At 61.9% G+C, this 17,478-nt stretch carries 14 protein-coding genes and 3 tRNA genes; 1 reads left to right on the top strand and 16 read right to left on the bottom strand.

Going from position 1 to position 17,478, the window contains the following annotated elements:
• Positions 1-168 precede the first annotated feature (168 nt).
• The gene (locus tag HKK54_RS20710) at positions 169-1,452 is read left to right on the top strand and encodes an NAD(P)/FAD-dependent oxidoreductase (RefSeq protein ID WP_010175729.1); all 1,284 of its coding nucleotides are present in this window, start codon (positions 169-171) and stop codon (positions 1,450-1,452) included.
• 165 nt (positions 1,453-1,617) lie between these two features.
• Here HKK54_RS20710 and HKK54_RS20705 read toward each other — a convergent pair.
• The 16 genes from HKK54_RS20705 to leuB all read right to left on the bottom strand — a co-directional run bounded on the left by HKK54_RS20705 (position 1,618) and on the right by leuB (position 17,478).
• Positions 1,618-1,694, bottom strand: a tRNA-Asp gene (locus tag HKK54_RS20705).
• A 105-nt stretch (positions 1,695-1,799) separates the two neighbouring features.
• Positions 1,800-1,876: transfer RNA gene (locus tag HKK54_RS20700), tRNA-Asp, on the bottom strand.
• Positions 1,877-1,931: 55 nt separating this feature from the next.
• Positions 1,932-2,007, bottom strand: a tRNA-Val gene (locus tag HKK54_RS20695).
• Positions 2,008-2,113: 106 nt separating this feature from the next.
• Positions 2,114-2,878 carry an SDR family oxidoreductase gene (locus HKK54_RS20690; RefSeq protein ID WP_010175731.1) on the bottom strand — a complete coding sequence of 255 codons (765 nt, stop codon included), beginning with the start codon at positions 2,876-2,878 and terminating at the stop codon, positions 2,114-2,116.
• Positions 2,879-2,889: 11 nt separating this feature from the next.
• A complete protein-coding gene (locus HKK54_RS20685; RefSeq protein ID WP_169387647.1) occupies positions 2,890-4,101 on the bottom strand; it encodes an O-succinylhomoserine sulfhydrylase in 1,212 nt (403 codons plus the stop codon).
• A gap of 66 nt (positions 4,102-4,167) precedes the next feature.
• Positions 4,168-5,673: an amidophosphoribosyltransferase gene (purF, locus tag HKK54_RS20680; protein ID WP_003212683.1), complete on the bottom strand. Its 1,506-nt coding sequence runs from the start codon at positions 5,671-5,673 to the stop codon at positions 4,168-4,170.
• Between the two features lie 41 nt (positions 5,674-5,714).
• Positions 5,715-6,272, bottom strand: coding sequence for a CvpA family protein (locus HKK54_RS20675; protein WP_003212681.1), 558 nt, complete (start codon positions 6,270-6,272; stop codon positions 5,715-5,717).
• A gap of 175 nt (positions 6,273-6,447) precedes the next feature.
• On the bottom strand, positions 6,448-7,110 hold the full coding sequence (locus tag HKK54_RS20670) for an SPOR domain-containing protein (RefSeq protein ID WP_169387646.1): 663 nt from the start codon (positions 7,108-7,110) through the stop codon (positions 6,448-6,450).
• Complete coding sequence (gene folC / locus HKK54_RS20665) at positions 7,094-8,401, bottom strand: bifunctional tetrahydrofolate synthase/dihydrofolate synthase (protein WP_169387645.1); 1,308 nt, start codon at positions 8,399-8,401, stop codon at positions 7,094-7,096. Before folC ends, HKK54_RS20670 begins: the two co-directional genes overlap by 17 nt.
• On the bottom strand, positions 8,398-9,318 hold the full coding sequence (accD, locus tag HKK54_RS20660; RefSeq protein ID WP_010175741.1) for an acetyl-CoA carboxylase, carboxyltransferase subunit beta: 921 nt from the start codon (positions 9,316-9,318) through the stop codon (positions 8,398-8,400). The genes folC and accD overlap by 4 nt, the downstream gene beginning before the upstream one ends.
• 243 nt (positions 9,319-9,561) lie before the next feature.
• The gene (locus HKK54_RS20655; protein ID WP_010175743.1) at positions 9,562-10,194 is read right to left on the bottom strand and encodes a phosphoribosylanthranilate isomerase; all 633 of its coding nucleotides are present in this window, start codon (positions 10,192-10,194) and stop codon (positions 9,562-9,564) included.
• A 63-nt stretch (positions 10,195-10,257) separates the two neighbouring features.
• Positions 10,258-11,082, bottom strand: coding sequence for a tRNA pseudouridine(38-40) synthase TruA (truA, locus tag HKK54_RS20650; protein ID WP_010175744.1), 825 nt, complete (start codon positions 11,080-11,082; stop codon positions 10,258-10,260).
• Positions 11,083-11,238: 156 nt separating this feature from the next.
• Positions 11,239-13,800, bottom strand: coding sequence for a FimV family protein (locus tag HKK54_RS20645; protein WP_169387644.1), 2,562 nt, complete (start codon positions 13,798-13,800; stop codon positions 11,239-11,241).
• Positions 13,801-13,960: 160 nt separating this feature from the next.
• Positions 13,961-14,971: an aspartate-semialdehyde dehydrogenase gene (locus HKK54_RS20640; RefSeq protein WP_169387643.1), complete on the bottom strand. Its 1,011-nt coding sequence runs from the start codon at positions 14,969-14,971 to the stop codon at positions 13,961-13,963.
• Positions 14,972-15,218: 247 nt separating this feature from the next.
• Positions 15,219-16,331 (bottom strand): aspartate-semialdehyde dehydrogenase, encoded by a 1,113-nt coding sequence (gene asd / locus HKK54_RS20635; RefSeq protein WP_010175747.1) that lies wholly within the window; start codon positions 16,329-16,331, stop codon positions 15,219-15,221.
• Positions 16,332-16,395: 64 nt separating this feature from the next.
• Complete coding sequence (gene leuB / locus HKK54_RS20630) at positions 16,396-17,478, bottom strand: 3-isopropylmalate dehydrogenase (RefSeq protein ID WP_076014703.1); 1,083 nt, start codon at positions 17,476-17,478, stop codon at positions 16,396-16,398.

Raw genomic sequence — 17,478 nt, 5'->3', positions numbered from 1 at the left:
CTACGGAATTCCCGAGGGGTGTCAACACCTTTTTTGCAGCTAAGCCTATGAATATGCGAATTTTTTATTTGTGGGCAGCACAGCCGTATTTTTCCGGTGGCTGGCAGCGGATTTTCAACTCAGGTAGGATCGGCGCACTCGTAAAAAATATAAAACAGAGGTTCCAGGATGGCGAACACCCCCTACCCCCAGTCGTATTACGCCGCGTCTGCGAATGCGGTACCTGCTCGCCCGGAGCTGCAAGGTGAAGTCGAAACCGATGTGTGTGTGATCGGCGCCGGTTATACCGGGCTTTCCAGCGCGCTGTTCCTGTTGGAGAACGGTTTTCGCGTGACGGTACTGGAAGCCGCCAAGGTGGGTTTTGGCGCGTCGGGCCGTAACGGCGGGCAGATCGTCAACAGCTATAGCCGTGACATTGATGTGATCGAGCGCAGTGTCGGCCCCAAGCAGGCGCAATTGCTGGGCGACATGGCGTTTGAAGGCGGCAGAATCATTCGGGAACGCGTGGCCAAATATCAGATCCAGTGCGACCTGAAGGACGGCGGTGTGTTCGCCGCGCTGAACGGCAAGCACATGGGCCATCTGGAGTCGCAGAAGCGCCTGTGGGAGCGCTACGGCCACACGCAGCTGGAGTTGCTGGACGAGCGGCGCATTCGTGAAGTGGTCGCCTGTGACAACTATGTGGGCGGCCTGCTGGACATGAGCGGCGGGCACATTCACCCGCTGAACCTGGCGCTGGGCGAAGCGGCGGCGGTGGAATCCCTCGGCGGTACGATTTATGAACAGTCGGCGGCGACTCGCATTGAGCGCGGCGCTAATCCGGTGGTGCATACGGCACACGGCAAGGTCAGGGCCAAGTTCATTATTGTCGCGGGCAATGCCTACCTCGGGAACCTGGTACCCGAGTTGGCAGCCAAGTCGATGCCGTGTGGTACGCAGGTGATTACCACCGCGCCACTGGGCGATGAGCTGGCGAAGACACTGCTGCCGCAGGACTACTGCGTCGAGGACTGCAACTATTTGCTGGATTACTACCGCCTGACCAGCGACAAGCGCCTGATCTTCGGCGGTGGCGTGGTGTATGGCGCGCGTGACCCGGCGAACATCGAAGCGATCATCCGGCCGAAGATGCTCAAGGCGTTTCCGCAGCTCAAGGACGTGAAGATTGATTACGCCTGGACCGGCAATTTCCTGCTGACCCTGTCGCGCCTGCCACAGGTTGGCCGCCTGGGGGATAACATCTATTACTCCCAGGGCTGTAGCGGCCATGGCGTGACGTACACCCACTTGGCGGGCAAGGTCCTGGCGGAAGCCCTGAGAGGCCAGGCAGAGCGTTTTGATGCGTTTGCCGGCCTGCCGCACTACCCGTTCCCGGGTGGGCAACTGTTGCGCACGCCGTTTGCGGCGCTGGGCGCCTGGTACTACGGGCTGCGGGACAAGCTGGGGTTCTGATCCCGGATCACGGGGCTGGCTTGCCGGCCCCTGTCCATCAGGTACCGAGCCAAATCGCAGACACAAAAAACCCCGGTCTTTCGACCAGGGTCTTTGCTATCGATCCAACCAAGCCAGCGGCTTGCTTTGGCGTCTCAGGGCGTTCAGTGGGCCCTGGAACAGATATGGCGCAGCGGACGGGACTCGAACCCGCGACCCCCGGCGTGACAGGCCGGTATTCTAACCGACTGAACTACCGCTGCGTATCGCTCAGACTGCTGAAGTGTCACCTTCAACTGCCTTCAAACATCTGACTGAGCAGCCTTGGCTGTTCAATCTCAAATCTGAAACATCAGACCTGGAAAATATGGCGCAGCGGACGGGACTCGAACCCGCGACCCCCGGCGTGACAGGCCGGTATTCTAACCGACTGAACTACCGCTGCGCGTCGGTGCAACCTTTAACGTTACGTCTTGCCCGAAGGCAAAACTCTCAAGAAGTGGTGGGTGATGACGGGATCGAACCGCCGACCCTCTGCTTGTAAGGCAGATGCTCTCCCAGCTGAGCTAATCACCCTTTGCTTCGTGAGGCCGCGAAATTTACGCAGGTAGCGGACCTAAGTCAATAGCCCGCTTGAAGTTTTTCTGAAAAAGACAAAATTGCTTCAGGACCGTCACCCGCCCTACTCGCTGTAAATCATCTTCTTGCTCATGCCACCGTCAACGACGAACTCCTGCCCGGTCACGAACCCCGCATTGCGCGACAGCAACCAAGCCACCATCGCCGCCACGTCTTCCACAGTGCCTACCCTGCCCGCCGGGTGCTGGGCGTGATCCGCATCCGTGAGTGGCTCGGCACGCCGTGCAGCCGGGTCACGGGCATCGATCCAGCCCGGGCTCACGGCATTGACCCGCACTTCCGGCCCGAGACTCATGGCCAGCGCGTGGGTCAGGGCCAGCAAACCGCCCTTGCTCGCCGCGTAGGCCTCGGTGTCCGGCTCCGACTGCCGGGCCCGGGTCGAGGCCAGGTTAACGATGGCGCCACCGTGGGCCCGCAGATACGGCGCACAGTGCTTGGCCAGCAACATCGGCCCACTGAGGTTTACCGCCAGCACGCGATTCCAGTAAGCCAGGTCGAGGCTTTCCAGCGTGATATTGCGTGGATCGGCCACTGCCGCATTGCAAACCAATGCGTCCAGACGCCCGAACTGGCCGAGCACCTCGGCCACGCCCTGGGCGACCTGCCGCTCATCGGCCACGTCCATGGTGATAAACCAGGCGTTGTCGCCCAGCACCTTGGACACCTTGGAACCGCGCTCACGGTCGAGGTCCGTGAGCACCACCTGCCAGCCTTCGCTGATCAACCAGGCGGCAATCCCCAGGCCGATGCCCCGCGCCGCGCCGGTCACCAGCGCGACCCGTCCGTTACTGGCGGTTGCCGCCTCCATGGACCACTCGATCACAGGGCAGCCAACCCACGGGCCAGATCGGCCTGCAAGTCAGCAACGTCTTCCAGGCCCACCGCAATGCGGATCAGGCTGTCGCGAATACCGGCCGCTTCACGCTCCTGCGGCGCCAGGCGGCCGTGGGAGGTGGTGCTTGGGTGAGTGATGGTGGTCTTGCTGTCACCCAGGTTGGCGGTAATGGAGATCAGGCGGGTTGCATCGATAAAGCGCCAGGCGCCCTCTTTGCCACCCTTGACCTCGAAACTCACCACGGCGCCAAAACCACGCTGCTGACGCTGGGCCAACTCGTGTTGCGGGTGGCTCTTGAGGCCGGCGTAGTGAACCTTTTCGATACCGTCCTGCTGCTCCAGCCACTCGGCCAGAGCCTGGGCATTGGCACAATGGGCCTTCATCCGCAGGCTCAGGGTTTCCAGGCCTTTGAGGAAGATCCAGGCGTTGAACGGGCTCAGGGTCGGGCCAGCGGTGCGCAAGAAGCCCACCACTTCCTTCATCTGCTCGCTGCGCCCGGCAACCACACCGCCCATGCAACGGCCCTGGCCGTCGATGAACTTGGTGGCCGAGTGCACAACGATGTCCGCGCCCAGCTTCAGCGGCTGCTGCAGTGCCGGCGTGCAGAAGCAGTTGTCGACGATCAGCATCGCGCCCTTGGCATGCGCCACTTCGGACAATGCGGCAATGTCCACCAGCTCGGCCAACGGGTTGGACGGCGACTCGACGAACAGCAATCTGGTGTTGGCCTTGATGGCCGCGTCCCAGCCGGACAGGTCTGCCAGCGGCACGTAGTCGACTTCAATGCCAAAACGCTTGAAGTATTTTTCGAACAGGCTGATGGTCGAGCCAAACACGCTGCGCGACACCAGTACGTGATCGCCGGCGCTGCACAGGCTCATGACCACCGCGAGAATCGCGGCCATGCCCGTGGCAGTGGCGACCGCCTGCTCGGCGCCCTCCAGCGCGGCGATACGCTCTTCGAATGCGCGCACGGTCGGGTTGGTGTAGCGCGAATAAACGTTGCCCGGCACTTCACCGGCAAAACGCGCAGCGGCGTCGGCCGCAGTGCGGAACACATAGCTGGAGGTAAAGAACATCGGATCACCGTGCTCACCTTCCGGGGTGCGGTGCTGGCCGGCGCGCACAGCCAGGGTATCGAAAGCTACGCCATCGAGGTCGCTATCCAGGCGACCGGCATCCCATTCCTGACTCATGCTCTACTCCTCAACTCGAATGCTTTATCAAAGATGCAAAACCGGCCCCTCAGGGCCGGTGTCTACTCAGTTGTTGTACAGGTCGATGATCGCGCTGACCGCCTGGGTCTTGATCTTCGAGGAATCGTTACGCGCCTGCTCGATCTTGTTCAGGTAGGCCTCGTCGACATCGCCAGTGACGTACTTGCCGTCGAACACCGCGCAATCGAACTCCTCGATCTTGATCTTGCCACCGCCAACCGCTTCGATCAGGTCCGGCAGGTCCTGGTAGATCAGCCAGTCGGCGCCGATCAAGTCTGCAACGTCCTGGGTCGAACGGTTGTGGGCGATCAGCTCGTGAGCGCTCGGCATGTCGATGCCGTACACGTTCGGGTAACGCACGGCAGGCGCGGCGGAGCAGAAGTAAACGTTCTTCGCCCCGGCTTCGCGGGCCATCTGGATAATCTGCTTGCAAGTGGTGCCACGCACGATGGAGTCATCCACCAGCATTACGTTCTTGCCGCGGAACTCCAGCTCGATCGCATTGAGCTTCTGGCGTACCGACTTCTTGCGCGCCGCCTGGCCTGGCATGATGAAGGTACGGCCGATGTAACGGTTCTTGACGAAGCCTTCGCGGAATTTCACGCCCAGGTGGTTCGCCAGCTCCAGCGCTGCGGTGCGGCTGGTGTCCGGAATCGGGATCACTACGTCGATGTCGTGGTCAGGACGCTCGCGCAGGATCTTGTCGGCCAGCTTCTCGCCCATGCGCAGACGCGCCTTGTACACCGAAACACCGTCGATGATCGAATCCGGACGCGCCAGGTAGACGTGTTCGAAAATGCACGGGGTCAGTTTCGGGTTCAGTGCGCACTGACGGGTGTGCAGCTTGCCGTCTTCAGTGATGTAGACCGCTTCGCCCGGTGCCAGGTCGCGGATCAGGGTAAAGCCCAGCACGTCCAGGGACACGCTTTCGGAGGCGATCATGTACTCGACGCCTTCGTCGGTGTGACGCTGGCCGAACACGATCGGGCGGATGCCGTGAGGGTCGCGGAAACCAACGATACCGTAGCCGGTCACCATTGCGACGACGGCGTAACCACCGACGCAACGGTTGTGCACGTCAGTCACGGCGGCGAACACGTCTTCTTCGGTCGGCTGCAGCTTGCCGCGCTGGGCCAGCTCGTGGGCGAACACGTTCAGCAGTACTTCGGAGTCCGAGTTGGTGTTGACGTGGCGCAGGTCAGATTCGTAAATCTCCTTGGCCAGCTGTTCAACGTTGGTCAGGTTGCCGTTGTGCGCCAGGGTGATGCCATACGGCGAGTTGACGTAAAACGGCTGGGCTTCTGCCGACGTCGAGCTGCCCGCTGTCGGGTAGCGTACGTGGCCAATGCCCATGTGCCCGACCAGGCGCTGCATGTGGCGCTGATGAAACACGTCACGCACCAGACCATTGTCCTTGCGCAGGAATAACCGGCCGTCGTGGCTGGTCACAATACCGGCAGCATCCTGGCCGCGGTGCTGGAGGACGGTTAGCGCGTCATACAGCGCCTGATTCACGTTCGACTTACCGACGATACCGACGATGCCACACATGCGACGCAACCCCTACTTAATGAATCTTGACTGAACACAACTTACTGAGGCGTTTTGGCCGGCAAGAGGTGTTCCTTGAACGGAAGATCAGCGGGTACGCTGATCCCGCTGGCCAGCCACTGACTGCTCCACCCCAAAATGAGGTTTTTGGACCAATCTGCAACCAATAGAAATTTTGGCACGAGTACAGACTCCTGCCACCACGAATCCTGCTGTACCGGCCCCAGGCTCAACAGCCCGACCGCCACAACCACCAGCAAGCCGCCACGTGCGGCGCCGAAGGCCATGCCGAGAAATCGATCGGTCCCGGAGAGGCCGGTGACGCGTATCAATTCGCCGATAAGATAATTGACCATTGCCCCCACCAACAACGTGGCGATGAACATGATGGCGCAGCCCGCGATGACGCGAGCCGAAGGTGTCTCGATATATCCGGCCAGGTAAACCGACAATGAACCGCCGAACATCCAGGCTACAACCCCTGCGATGATCCATGTCAGCAACGACAGAGCTTCTTTAACGAAGCCGCGGCTTAGACTGATCAAAGCGGAGATGGCGACGATTGCAACGATCGCCCAGTCAACCCAGGTAAATGGCACAGTTCAGCCTACAGACGGATAAGGCGGCGCATTTTAGCAGAGCGCCGGGCTATCGGTAAGCTGTGATTGGCAGTGCATTTGAAATCAATGAGTTGCGCCAGATAAATGAAGAAGCCGGCTTTCCGGCGATGGCGGCCTCAAGGACGCCATCGCCGGCAAGCCGGCTCCTACTGTTTTAACCGCGCTCTGGCTGGAAGCGAACCACAAAACCCTTCAGGTTCTGCTGGCGATCCAGCAAGTCCCGCAGGCGATCGGCTTCGGCGCGCTCGATCAACGGCCCGATAAAGACCCGGTTCTTGCCGTCGGCGCTGCGGATATAGGCGTTGTAACCCTGGGTGCGCAGCTTCTTCTGCAACGCATCAGCACTTTCACGGTTAGCCAGGCTGGCCAGTTGGATAGACCAACTGATCGGCAAGCCATTCGGGTCAATACGGCTCTGACCCACGTCCGGCTTGCCCGGTGCCGCCGGCTGCGGCGCCACAGGTTTTGGTGCTGGCGCCGGCACTGCTGGCTTGGCCACAACCGCCGGAGCAGCAGGCGCAGGCTTGACCACCGGTACGCTCGGCTGAACCGGCATCGACGGCGCCTGCTGTGCAGCGACTTCATCGTCGGTCGGTACCGGCTCTTCTTCCGGCAGCGCTTGCGGCTCGGGAACCACCACCGGCTCAACCTGAACCTGAGGCACCGCCGGCGCCTGGGGCGCAGCCGGGGCTTCAACGGTCACCTGGCGTTGCTCGTCCTGACGGGAAAACAGCATCGGCAGAAAAATCACCGCCAACGCCACCAGAACCAGGGCTCCGACCATTCGCTGCTTGTATGCGCTATCCAGTAATGCCATGTGCAGCTTCCTCCGTGGAGCGCCGGGCCAACCACTCGAGTGCCTCGGCAACACAATAAAATGATCCGAACAACAGAATCTCATCCTCAGGCGTCGCAATCGCGCACTGGGCTTCCAGGGCGGCTGTCACGCTTGCATGGGACGTCACCGACGCACCAAGGTTCTGTAACGCCACCTGCAACTCGACAGCAGGACGACTGCGCGGTGTATCCAGCGGTGCAACCGCCCAGGCCTGAACGTTGCCCAGCAACGGCGCAACCACGCCCTCCAGGTCCTTGTCGGCCAGCAAGCCGAACACCGCCAGTCGGCGACCGGCAGGTGGCGTGCGCGCCAGGCGCTTGGCCAGGTATTCAGCGGCGTGAGGGTTATGCCCCACATCCAGCAGCAGATTCAGGCGCTTGCCCTTCCAGTCGAAGGCTCGTCGATCAAGACGCCCTACCACCCGAGTAGCCTGCAACGTAGCGGCAATCTGCTCGGCATGCCAGGGCAAATCCAGCAACAGGTAGGCTTGCAGCGCGAGCGCGGCGTTTTCCATCGGCAGGTTCAGCAGCGGCAGGTCACGCAATTCAACGGTCTGGCCACGCGCATCAAGCCCGCGCCACTGCCAATACTGGTCACCGACCTCGAAATTGAACTCACGCCCACGCAGGAAGAACGGGCAATCCAGCTCACGCACCTTGTCCAGCAAGGTATGCGGCGGGTCGAGGTCACCGCACAGTGCAGGCTTGCCCTGGCGGAAGATCCCGGCCTTTTCATAGGCCACGGATTCACGGGTGTTACCCAGGTAGTCGGCGTGGTCGACACCAATGCTGGTGATCAGCGCCAGGTCGGCATCCACCACATTGACCGTGTCCAGACGCCCGCCCAAGCCGACTTCCAGTACCACCACATCGAGTTGCGCACGCTCGAACAGCCAGAACGCCGCAAGGGTGCCCATCTCGAAATACGTCAGGGAAATTTCGCCACGCCCGGCATCGAGTGCGGCGAAGGCTTCGCAGAGTTGCTCGTCAGTGGCTTCGACGCCATTGAGTTGCACCCGCTCGTTGTAGCGCAGCAGGTGCGGCGAGTTGTACACGCCGACCTTCAAGCCCTGGGCTTGCAGCAAGGCGGCGACAAAGGCGCAGGTAGAGCCCTTGCCGTTGGTGCCGGTCACCGTGATCACACGCGGTGCCGGCCTGCCCAACCCGAGGCGGGTCGCTACCTGTTGCGAGCGCTCCAGGCCCATGTCGATGGCTGACGGATGCAACTGCTCAAGGTAGGCGAGCCATTCGCCCAGGGTACGTTGGGTCATATGTTTGCAGGCACCGGTGGCACGACAATCGGTTCTACTTTAGGCGCGACGTACACAGGCGTCGGCAGGCCCATCATTTGTGCCAGCAGGTTACCCAGGCGCGGACGCAGTTCGGAACGGGCGATGATCATGTCGATCGCGCCATGCTCCAGCAGGAACTCACTGCGCTGGAAGCCTTCCGGCAGTTTTTCGCGCACGGTTTGCTCGATAACACGCGGGCCGGCGAAACCGATCAGGGCTTTTGGCTCACCGACGATCACGTCACCCAGCATTGCCAGGCTGGCGGACACGCCGCCGTAGACCGGGTCGGTCAATACGGAGATGAACGGAATGCCTTCTTCACGCAGACGCGCCAGTACCGCAGAGGTCTTGGCCATTTGCATCAGGGAAATCAGTGCTTCCTGCATCCGCGCGCCGCCGGAGGCTGCGAAGCAGATCATCGGGCAACGATTTTCCAGGGCGTAGTTGGCGGCACGTACAAAACGCTCACCGACGATGGCGCCCATGGAGCCGCCCATGAAGGAGAATTCGAAGGCAGAAACCACTACCGGCATGCCCAGCAGCTTGCCGCTGACGGAGATCAGCGCGTCCTTCTCACCGGTCTGCTTCTGGGCAGCGGTCAGGCGGTCCTTGTACTTCTTGCCGTCGCGGAATTTCAGACGGTCGACCGGCTCCAGGTCGGCGCCCAGTTCGGAGCGACCATCGGCATCGAGGAAGATATCAATGCGGGCGCGGGCGCCGATACGCATGTGGTGGTTGCACTTGGGGCAAACGTCCAGGGTCTTTTCCAGCTCCGGGCGGTACAACACCGCGTCGCAGGAAGGGCACTTGTGCCAAAGACCTTCAGGAACCGAGCTTTTCTTCACCTCGGAACGCATGATCGAGGGGATCAGTTTGTCTACTAACCAGTTGCTCATGCTTTCTTTCTCCAGTACCGGTGGCTTGAACACAGCCCCGCGTATGCCCTTGAGCTAAATTCATATGTGGCGATGACACAAGCTGGACGGGGTCAGACGTTCGACCTGCCATTTCCTGCCTGCGCCCTCAGCCTTCCAGACAACCTGCCGTGCAGGGTTGCCACTTCATTTCCGGGCCTCCCACAGGCGGCGCCGGGCTGTTTTACACAGTGGTAGTTATGGACGGCGGCAGACTGCCAGCCGTCACATCGTCCCGCTGCTGTCGCGCACGGCTTGCATGAATGCGCGAATCTTTGCGTGATCCTTGATGCCCTTGCCCTGCTCCACCCCGCCGCTGACGTCCACCGCGTACGGCCGAACCTGCCGGATGGCGCCTGCCACGTTGCCCGGGTTCAGGCCTCCCGCCAGGATGATCGGCTTGCTCAAGCCTTCGGGAATCAACGACCAGTCGAACGCTTCGCCGGTGCCGCCGGGAACGCCTTCGACGTAGGTGTCGAGAAGAACCCCGCGGGCACCAGTGTAAGCAGCGCACACCGCCGCAATATCGTCGCCGGCCTTGACCCGCAGCGCCTTGATATACGGGCGCTGATAGCTTTCGCACTCGTCAGGGCTTTCATCGCCATGGAACTGCAGCATGTCGAGTTGCACGGCATCGAGGGTTTCATTGAGTTCGCAGCGGCTGGCGTTGACGAACAACCCCACGGTGGTCACGAACGGCGGCAACGCGGCAATGATTGCCCGCGCCTGCAACACATTCACCGCCCGCGGGCTTTTGGCATAAAACACAAAACCGATGGCATCGGCCCCCGCCTCGACCGCCGCCAACGCGTCTTCTATGCGGGTAATCCCGCAAATCTTGCTGCGAACGGCAGACATGTCGATGAAACCTCAGGGCGTGTCCGGGAAAGTCCCGGATGGTAACAAATGCTTTTGAGGGCGTCAGCCGCCAAGTTCGCTGAAACCTGTGAGGAAGTGTGGCCCGATGAACCGCTGCGGCAATTCGAACTCGTCGCGGTACTCCACATCCACCAGGTACAGGCCGAACGGATGCGCCGTGACGCCACCGGTGCGGCGAACACGGCTTTCCAGCACTTCTTTGGCCCACTCCACCGGACGCTCGCCGGTACCGATGGTCATCAGTACCCCGGCGATATTGCGCACCATATGGTGCAGGAAGGCACCGGCGCGGATATCCAGGACGATCATCTTGCCGTGGCGGGTCACCCGCAGGTGATGAACTTCCTTGATCGGCGACTTGGCCTGGCACTGGCCGGCACGAAACGCGCTGAAATCGTGGATGCCCACCAGATGCTGGGCCGCCTCAGCCATACGCTCGGCGTCCAGCGGGCGGTGGTTCCAGGTGATTTCTTCGTTGAGGTGCGCCGGGCGGATCTGATCGTTGTAGATCACATAGCGATAACGCCGGGCGATGGCCTTGAAGCGCGCATGAAAGTGCGCCGGCATCACCTTGGCCCAACTGACGCTGACGTCGTGGGGCAAATTGATATTGGCGCCCATGACCCACGCCTTCATCGTGCGCTCGGCCTGGGTGTCAAAGTGCACCACTTGCCCGCAAGCGTGTACACCGGCGTCGGTACGCCCGGCACACATCAGCGAGACCGGCGAGTCGGCGACTTTCGACAGGGCCTTCTCCAGGGTTTCCTGCACCGTCGGCACGCCGGAGGCCTGGCGTTGCCAGCCACGATAGCGCGAGCCTTTGTATTCCACGCCCAGGGCGATTCTGAAAAAGCCTGCGGCCGCCATTTCGGCGGCCGCGTTATCTATATTTGCCAAGAACTGAGAGCCTGATGAGTTGCGCAAAGGCGGCCATTATAAGGCCGCGCGCCGGGGACGCCATGAGTTTGGTGCCCGGAAAACAAAACGGCAGCCCGAAGGCTGCCGTGGTGTTCGCCGGATGTATCAAGCCAGCCGGCCGAGCATTTCCTTGGCTTCGCCTTTCTGACCGTCATCACCTTCATTCAACACTTCGGCCAGGATATCCCGCGCGCCGTCGGCGTCACCCATGTCGATGTAGGCCTGGGCCAGGTCGAGCTTGGTCGCCACTTCGTCGGTGCCGGAGAGGAAGTCGAACTCCGGCTCGTCGCCACCCAGCGCCGCGTCTTCGGCGGTAAAGGACGGCTCGATCGGCGGATGTTCCAGGCTTTGCGACAGGCGATCCAGCTCGGCGTTGACGTCGTCAAGCTCCGAGGCGAACGCGTCCGGCTTGGCCGCTGCAGGCGCTTCGGGCTCGTCGGCCAGGGACAGGTCGAAGTCTTCCGGCAGGTCGAGGTCGTCCAGGTCGGTCGGCGTCAGGGTCGGCGGCTCCACCGGTGGCAGGTCCTTCAGCGGGTCTTCAAGGCCGGAGAGGAAGTCGTCGTCGGACTGGGTCGACGATGGCGGATCGAGTTGCAGGTCCAGGTCGAAGTCCGAGAGGTCTTCTTCGCTGGCCTTGGCCTCGGCCTGCTGTTGCAGCACGGACTCAAAGCTCAGGTCGTCCGACTCGGGGTTGACCACGGCCGGGGAAGCAGCCTCCAGGTCGTCCAGGCTCAGGTCGAAATCGGTGTCAAACGCGTCCAGCTCCGGCGCAGGTTCCGGCGCGGGTGCAGGCGGCGCGGGCTCGTCCTTGAGCAGGTCCTTGACGTACTGGGCGTCGAGGGCCGCCGCAGCAACGGCAGCACTGACACCCGCCGCGAGCACAGCCATGGCCGGAAAGCGGCTTTTCAGCTGTTCAACCTGGGCGTGATTGTCGCCGTTGGCGACCAGTTGGCGCTCCTGAGTGACAAACCCGTCCTTGTTGCCCTGCAAACCGTGCACTTCCATCAGTTTGAGACGCAGGTCGCTGCGGGCAGGCTCTTGCTTGATCGCCTCTTCCAGCACTTCAGCGGCCTGGTTCAGGTGACCACGATCGATGTGCGACTGGGCTTGTGCCAGGGCGTCGGCTGGACGCTCGGCAGCAACCGGGGCGACAACCGGCGCAACGACAGGAGCCACCACCGGTGCAACGACTGCCGCTGGAGCTGGCGCCAGCTTGACGTTCGGCGGCGGTACATCAAGGCCTTCGAAACTGTCGGACGGCAAATCATGATCGATGTTCGGTGCGAACTCCGGCTCTTCAGCCAGGGCCCGCGCCATGCGCAGGTGTTTTTCTTCTTCAAGGCGCGCGTTGCGATGACGGGCCCACAGCAGCAGAAGCAACAGCACCAGCAAACCTGCCGCGCCGCCGATCACGCCGAGCACGATCGGGTTGGTCAGCAGGTCGTTGAATTTGCCTTCGGTGGTAGCCGGTGCCGCATCAGCCTTGACCGGCGTCTCGACCGGCGCAGCCACCGGGGTTGCGGCAGCCGCCGGCGCGGCCGGTTGTGCAGCCAGCTCGGCCGGCATTGCAGCCGGAGCAGCAGGCTGCGCCGCAGCGCCACCCGGGGCCTGCAACTTGGCCAGCTGATTGTTCTTGAGCTCGATCAGCCGCTGCAGCTTGTCCAACTGACTCTGCAGGTCAGCCATGCGGCTTTTCAGTTCTTCATTTTCGCGCCGGGTCGAATCCAGGCTTTCCTGGGTCACCGCCAGCTTGTTGTTCAGGGCACGGCTGTCACCTGCGCCGCCTTTTACGCCCTTCTTGGCCGCTTCGGCCGAGACCAGGCTCAAATTGTCCTTGGTATTGGCCTGGGACGGTGCATTACCCGCCTGGGTACGCTTGGTGGCGTCCAGTTGCGCCTTGCCGGCGAGCTGATTGCCACCGCGACGACCTTCGCGCCACGCAGCGTTTTGCGCAGTTACTTCAGCAATCGCCTGGGGCTGCGGCAGGCTGGTGCTCTGGCCCGAGTCCGGCAGGCGCAGGACCTGGCCGGTTTTCATGCGGTTGATGTTGCCATCGATAAAGGCGTCAGGGTTCAGCGCCTGAATGGCCAGCATGGTTTGCTGCACCGAGGCGCCATTGCGGTTCTTCGCGGCGATTTCCCACAATGTATCGCGGGAAGTCGTGGTGTGTTCCTTGGCTTTGCTGATTGTCGGCGCGGTGGCTGGCGAGTTCAGGCGTGGCGCGGGCGCCGCTGCTGGTGCACCGGCCGCCGGGGTCGACTGATCGAACTTGGCCGGGTCCAGCAACACGCTGTAGTCGCGCATCAGCCGGCCGTTGGGCCATTGCACTTGCAGCAGGAACCGTACGTAGGAATCAGGCAGCGGCTTGCTGGACGTGACACGCACCACGCTGCGGCCGTTGGGGTTGATCACCGGGGTGAAGGTCAGGTCGTTCAGGAACGCCTGGCGATCGACGCCCGCATCCACGAAGGCCTGGGACGACGCCAGGCTGGGGGTGATCTCGGAGGCGGTCAGGCCACCGACGTCGAGCAACTCGATTTCCACCGACAGCGGCTGGTTCAGCTTCGACTTGAGGGTCATCTCCCCAAGTTGCAGTGCTTGCGCCATACCGGAGGACAGCGCCGAGGCGGCCGCTATTGCTAACACCAGTTTGCGAACTTGAACCATAGCCTCATCCTTTTTGAACACTCCCCGGCCTGCGAGAAGGTGGGTAACCGCTGCCATTAGGCATGGCGAGCCGATAGGTCACCGACGCGCAATTTTTCCAGCTTGGGGCCAAGCATAGCGCTTGGCTAGAATCAATCTACAAATTGCCGCCAAGTATCTTTTACACAAGGCCTTTTATCAACAACTGCGCCAGCTGTACGGCGTTCAGTGCGGCCCCTTTGCGTACGTTATCTGACGTCAGCCACAAATTTAGTTCCGCCGGGTCATCGACACCGGCGCGCACCCGGCCCACATAGACCACGTCCTGACCGACCGCATCGCCAACAGCAGTAGGGTAATCACCCTCTTCAACCAACTCGACACCCGTTGCCGAGTCCAAGGCGAGGTTGACGGCAGCGAGGTCCACCGCTGCACCCAATTGCAGGGACACAGTCAGGCTATCGCCAAAAAACACCGGGGCTTGAACGCAAGTGACGGAAATCTTTAGCAAAGGCATTTCCAGCACGGCGCGCAATTCGTGCACCAGGCGCTTTTCCAGCGCGGTGTGGCCTTGGGCGTCAGGCTTGCCAACCTGGGCCAGCAGGTTGAAAGCCATCTGCCGGTCGAAGAACTTCGGCTCCAGCGGACGTACGTTCAACAGTTCGGCGGTCTGGCGAGCGAGCTCACTGACGGCTTCACGGCCCTGGGCGGAAACGGCCAGGTTGGCGGTGACATTGACGCGCTGAATATCCAGCAAGCCACGCAGCGGCGCGAGCACCACGGCCAGGGCGGTGGCGGACGGGCTGGGGCTGCTGACTTGATACGGTTTTTTCAGGCCATCCAGTACCTGAGGATTGGCTTCCGGGACCACGTGCGGCGCCTGATCGGCCGGCAAGGCGCCAGACAAGTCGATCAGCATACAGCCGGCGGCGGTGGCGCGCGGCGCGAAACTCAGGGTGACCGCAGGGCCGGCAGCGAAGAACACCAGCTGGACTTTGCTGAAATCAAATTCGTCGACTTCCCGCACCCGCACGTTTTTGCCGCGAAACGGCACCGAATGCCCGGCCGATTCGCTGCTGGCCAGCAGGTGCAGGTTGCCCACCGGGAAGTCCTGCTCTTCAAGGATTTGCACCAGGGTTTCGCCAACGGTGCCGGTGGCGCCGATCACGGCAATATCAAAGGTCTGGGTCATGGGGGCTGCCTCGGGCATTGCGGGGGGAGCGGCACTTTACCGGGTGGCTGGGGGGGAGGCAATTGAGATGGGCCTTGTGGTGTGGCGGATGGCCCCATCGCGGGCAAGCCCGCTCCCACATTCGACCGAGTAGTTCAGGCAAACACCGTTCACTGTGGGAGCCGGGCTTGCCCGCGATGAGGCCCGAGAGCGCAATAAAAAACCCGCGCCTGTCACCAGAACGCGGGTTTCTTATTGCAGGCAGCGATTACCGCTCCAGCAGAATCCGCAGCATGCGACGCAACGGCTCAGCCGCGCCCCACAGCAGTTGGTCGCCGACGGTGAACGCGCCCAGGTACTGAGTACCCATGTTCAGCTTGCGCAGACGGCCAACCGGCACATTCAGGGTACCGGTCACCTTGTTCGGGCTCAGTTCCTGGATGCTGATGTCGCGGTTGTTCGGCACCAGCTTGACCCAAGGGTTGTGCTGGCTGATCAGCCCTTCGATATCGGCGATCGGCACGTCTTTGTTCAGCTTGATGGTCAGCGCCTGGCTGTGGCAGCGCATGGCGCCGATGCGCACGCAGATGCCGTCCACCGGGATCGGGCTCTTGAAGCGACCAAGAATCTTGTTGGTCTCGGCCTGGGCCTTCCACTCTTCACGGCTCTGGCCGTTAGGCAGTTCCTTGTCGATCCAAGGGATCAGGCTACCGGCCAATGGCACACCGAAGTTCTCGGTCGGGTAGGCCTCGCTGCGCATGGCTTCGGCCACACGGCGGTCGATGTCGAGGATCGCGCTGGCCGGGTCAGCCAGTTGATCGGCAACAGCGGCGTGGGTCGCGCCCATTTGCTTGATCAGTTCACGCATGTTCTGCGCGCCGGCACCGGAGGCCGCCTGATAAGTCATGGCGCTCATCCACTCCACCAGGCCGGCTTCGAACAAGCCGCCCAGGCCCATCAGCATCAGGCTGACGGTGCAGTTGCCACCGATGTAGTTCTTGGTGCCCGCGTCCAGTTGCTGGTCGATCACCTTGCGGTTCACCGGGTCCAGCACGATCACCGCGTCATCCTGCATGCGCAGGCTGGAAGCGGCGTCGATCCAATAACCCTGCCAGCCGGCTTCACGCAGCTTAGGGAAGACTTCGCTGGTGTAGTCGCCGCCCTGGCAGGTCAGAATGACGTCGAGGGTCTTCAGTTCTTCAATGTTGTAGGCATCCTTGAGCGGCGCAATATCCTTGCCCACAGACGGCCCTTGACCACCCACATTGGAAGTGGTGAAAAACACCGGCTCAATAAGATCGAAATCCTGCTCTTCCAGCATCCGCTGCATGAGCACGGAACCGACCATACCGCGCCAACCGATCAGACCTACACGTTTCATCGCAACTACACCTTGTTCAAAAGTGGGCCGCCTTGCAGCAACATCTGCAAGCGGGCCCGAGAGATTACAGATTCCGCAGCGCGGCGACTACTGCGTCGCCCATTTCTTGCGTACCGACCTTGGTGCAACCCTGGGACCAGATGTCGCCGGTGCGCAGGCCTTGGTCCAGCACCAGGCTCACGGCCTTCTCGATGGCATCCGCGGCGTCAGTCAGGTTGAAGCTGTAACGCAGCATCATCGACACCGACAAAATGGTCGCCAACGGGTTGGCAATGCCCTGCCCGGCGATGTCCGGCGCCGAACCGTGGCACGGCTCGTACATGCCCTTGTTGTTGGCATCCAGGGACGCCGACGGCAGCATGCCGATGGAACCGGTGAGCATCGACGCCTGGTCGGACAGGATGTCGCCGAACAGGTTGTCGGTGACGATCACGTCGAACTGCTTCGGTGCACGCACCAACTGCATGGCGGCGTTGTCGACGTACATGTGGCTCAGCTCAACGTCCGGGTAGTCCTTGGCGACTTCTTCGACAATTTCACGCCACAGCTGGCTGGACGCCAAGACGTTGGCCTTGTCCACCGAGCAGACCTTCTTGCCACGCACGCGGGCCATGTCGAAACCGACACGGGCAATACGGCGGATTTCACTCTCGCTGTACGGCAGGGTGTCGTAGGCCTGGCGTTCGCCATTCTCCAACTCGCGCACGCCCCGTGGCGAGCCGAAGTAGATACCGCCGGTCAGTTCGCGAACGATCAGGATGTCCAGGCCGGCCACGATTTCCGGCTTCAGGCTGGAAGCATCGGCCAGTTGCGGGTAGAGAATCGCCGGGCGCAGGTTGCCGAACAGGCCCAGTTGCGCACGGATTTTCAGCAAGCCGCGCTCAGGGCGGATGTCACGTTCGATCTTGTCCCATTTCGGGCCACCGACGGCGCCCAGCAGCACGGCGTCGGCCGCGCGGGCACGGTCCAGGGTTTCGTCGGCCAGAGGCACGCCGTGCTTGTCGATGGCCGCGCCGCCGATCACGTCGTGGCTCAATTCAAAGCCCAGGCTGTACTTGGTGTTGGCCACTTCCAGGACCTTGACCGCTTCGGCCATGATTTCCGGACCAATGCCGTCGCCAGGGAGAATCAGAATCTGCTTGCTCAT

This window comes from Pseudomonas sp. ADAK13 (assembly GCF_012935715.1).
GTDB lineage: Bacteria > Pseudomonadota > Gammaproteobacteria > Pseudomonadales > Pseudomonadaceae > Aquipseudomonas.
This window is presented reverse-complemented; position numbering and strand designations above follow the sequence as displayed.

Excerpts from the sequence above, each read along its gene's own strand:
- HKK54_RS20710 (WP_010175729.1), top strand. The coding sequence starts at position 169 with ATGGCGAACACCCCCTACCCCCAGTCGTATTACGCCGCGTCTGCGAAT.
- HKK54_RS20690 (WP_010175731.1), bottom strand. The coding sequence starts at position 2,878 with ATGGAGGCGGCAACCGCCAGTAACGGACGGGTCGCGCTGGTGACCGGC.
- HKK54_RS20685 (WP_169387647.1), bottom strand. The coding sequence starts at position 4,101 with ATGAGTCAGGAATGGGATGCCGGTCGCCTGGATAGCGACCTCGATGGC.
- purF (WP_003212683.1), bottom strand. The coding sequence starts at position 5,673 with ATGTGTGGCATCGTCGGTATCGTCGGTAAGTCGAACGTGAATCAGGCG.
- HKK54_RS20670 (WP_169387646.1), bottom strand. The coding sequence starts at position 7,110 with ATGGCATTACTGGATAGCGCATACAAGCAGCGAATGGTCGGAGCCCTG.
- folC (WP_169387645.1), bottom strand. The coding sequence starts at position 8,401 with ATGACCCAACGTACCCTGGGCGAATGGCTCGCCTACCTTGAGCAGTTG.
- accD (WP_010175741.1), bottom strand. The coding sequence starts at position 9,318 with ATGAGCAACTGGTTAGTAGACAAACTGATCCCCTCGATCATGCGTTCC.
- HKK54_RS20655 (WP_010175743.1), bottom strand. The coding sequence starts at position 10,194 with ATGTCTGCCGTTCGCAGCAAGATTTGCGGGATTACCCGCATAGAAGAC.
- truA (WP_010175744.1), bottom strand. The coding sequence starts at position 11,082 with ATGGCGGCCGCAGGCTTTTTCAGAATCGCCCTGGGCGTGGAATACAAA.
- HKK54_RS20645 (WP_169387644.1), bottom strand. The coding sequence starts at position 13,800 with ATGGTTCAAGTTCGCAAACTGGTGTTAGCAATAGCGGCCGCCTCGGCG.
- HKK54_RS20640 (WP_169387643.1), bottom strand. The coding sequence starts at position 14,971 with ATGACCCAGACCTTTGATATTGCCGTGATCGGCGCCACCGGCACCGTT.
- asd (WP_010175747.1), bottom strand. The coding sequence starts at position 16,331 with ATGAAACGTGTAGGTCTGATCGGTTGGCGCGGTATGGTCGGTTCCGTG.
- leuB (WP_076014703.1), bottom strand. The coding sequence starts at position 17,478 with ATGAGCAAGCAGATTCTGATTCTCCCTGGCGACGGCATTGGTCCGGAA.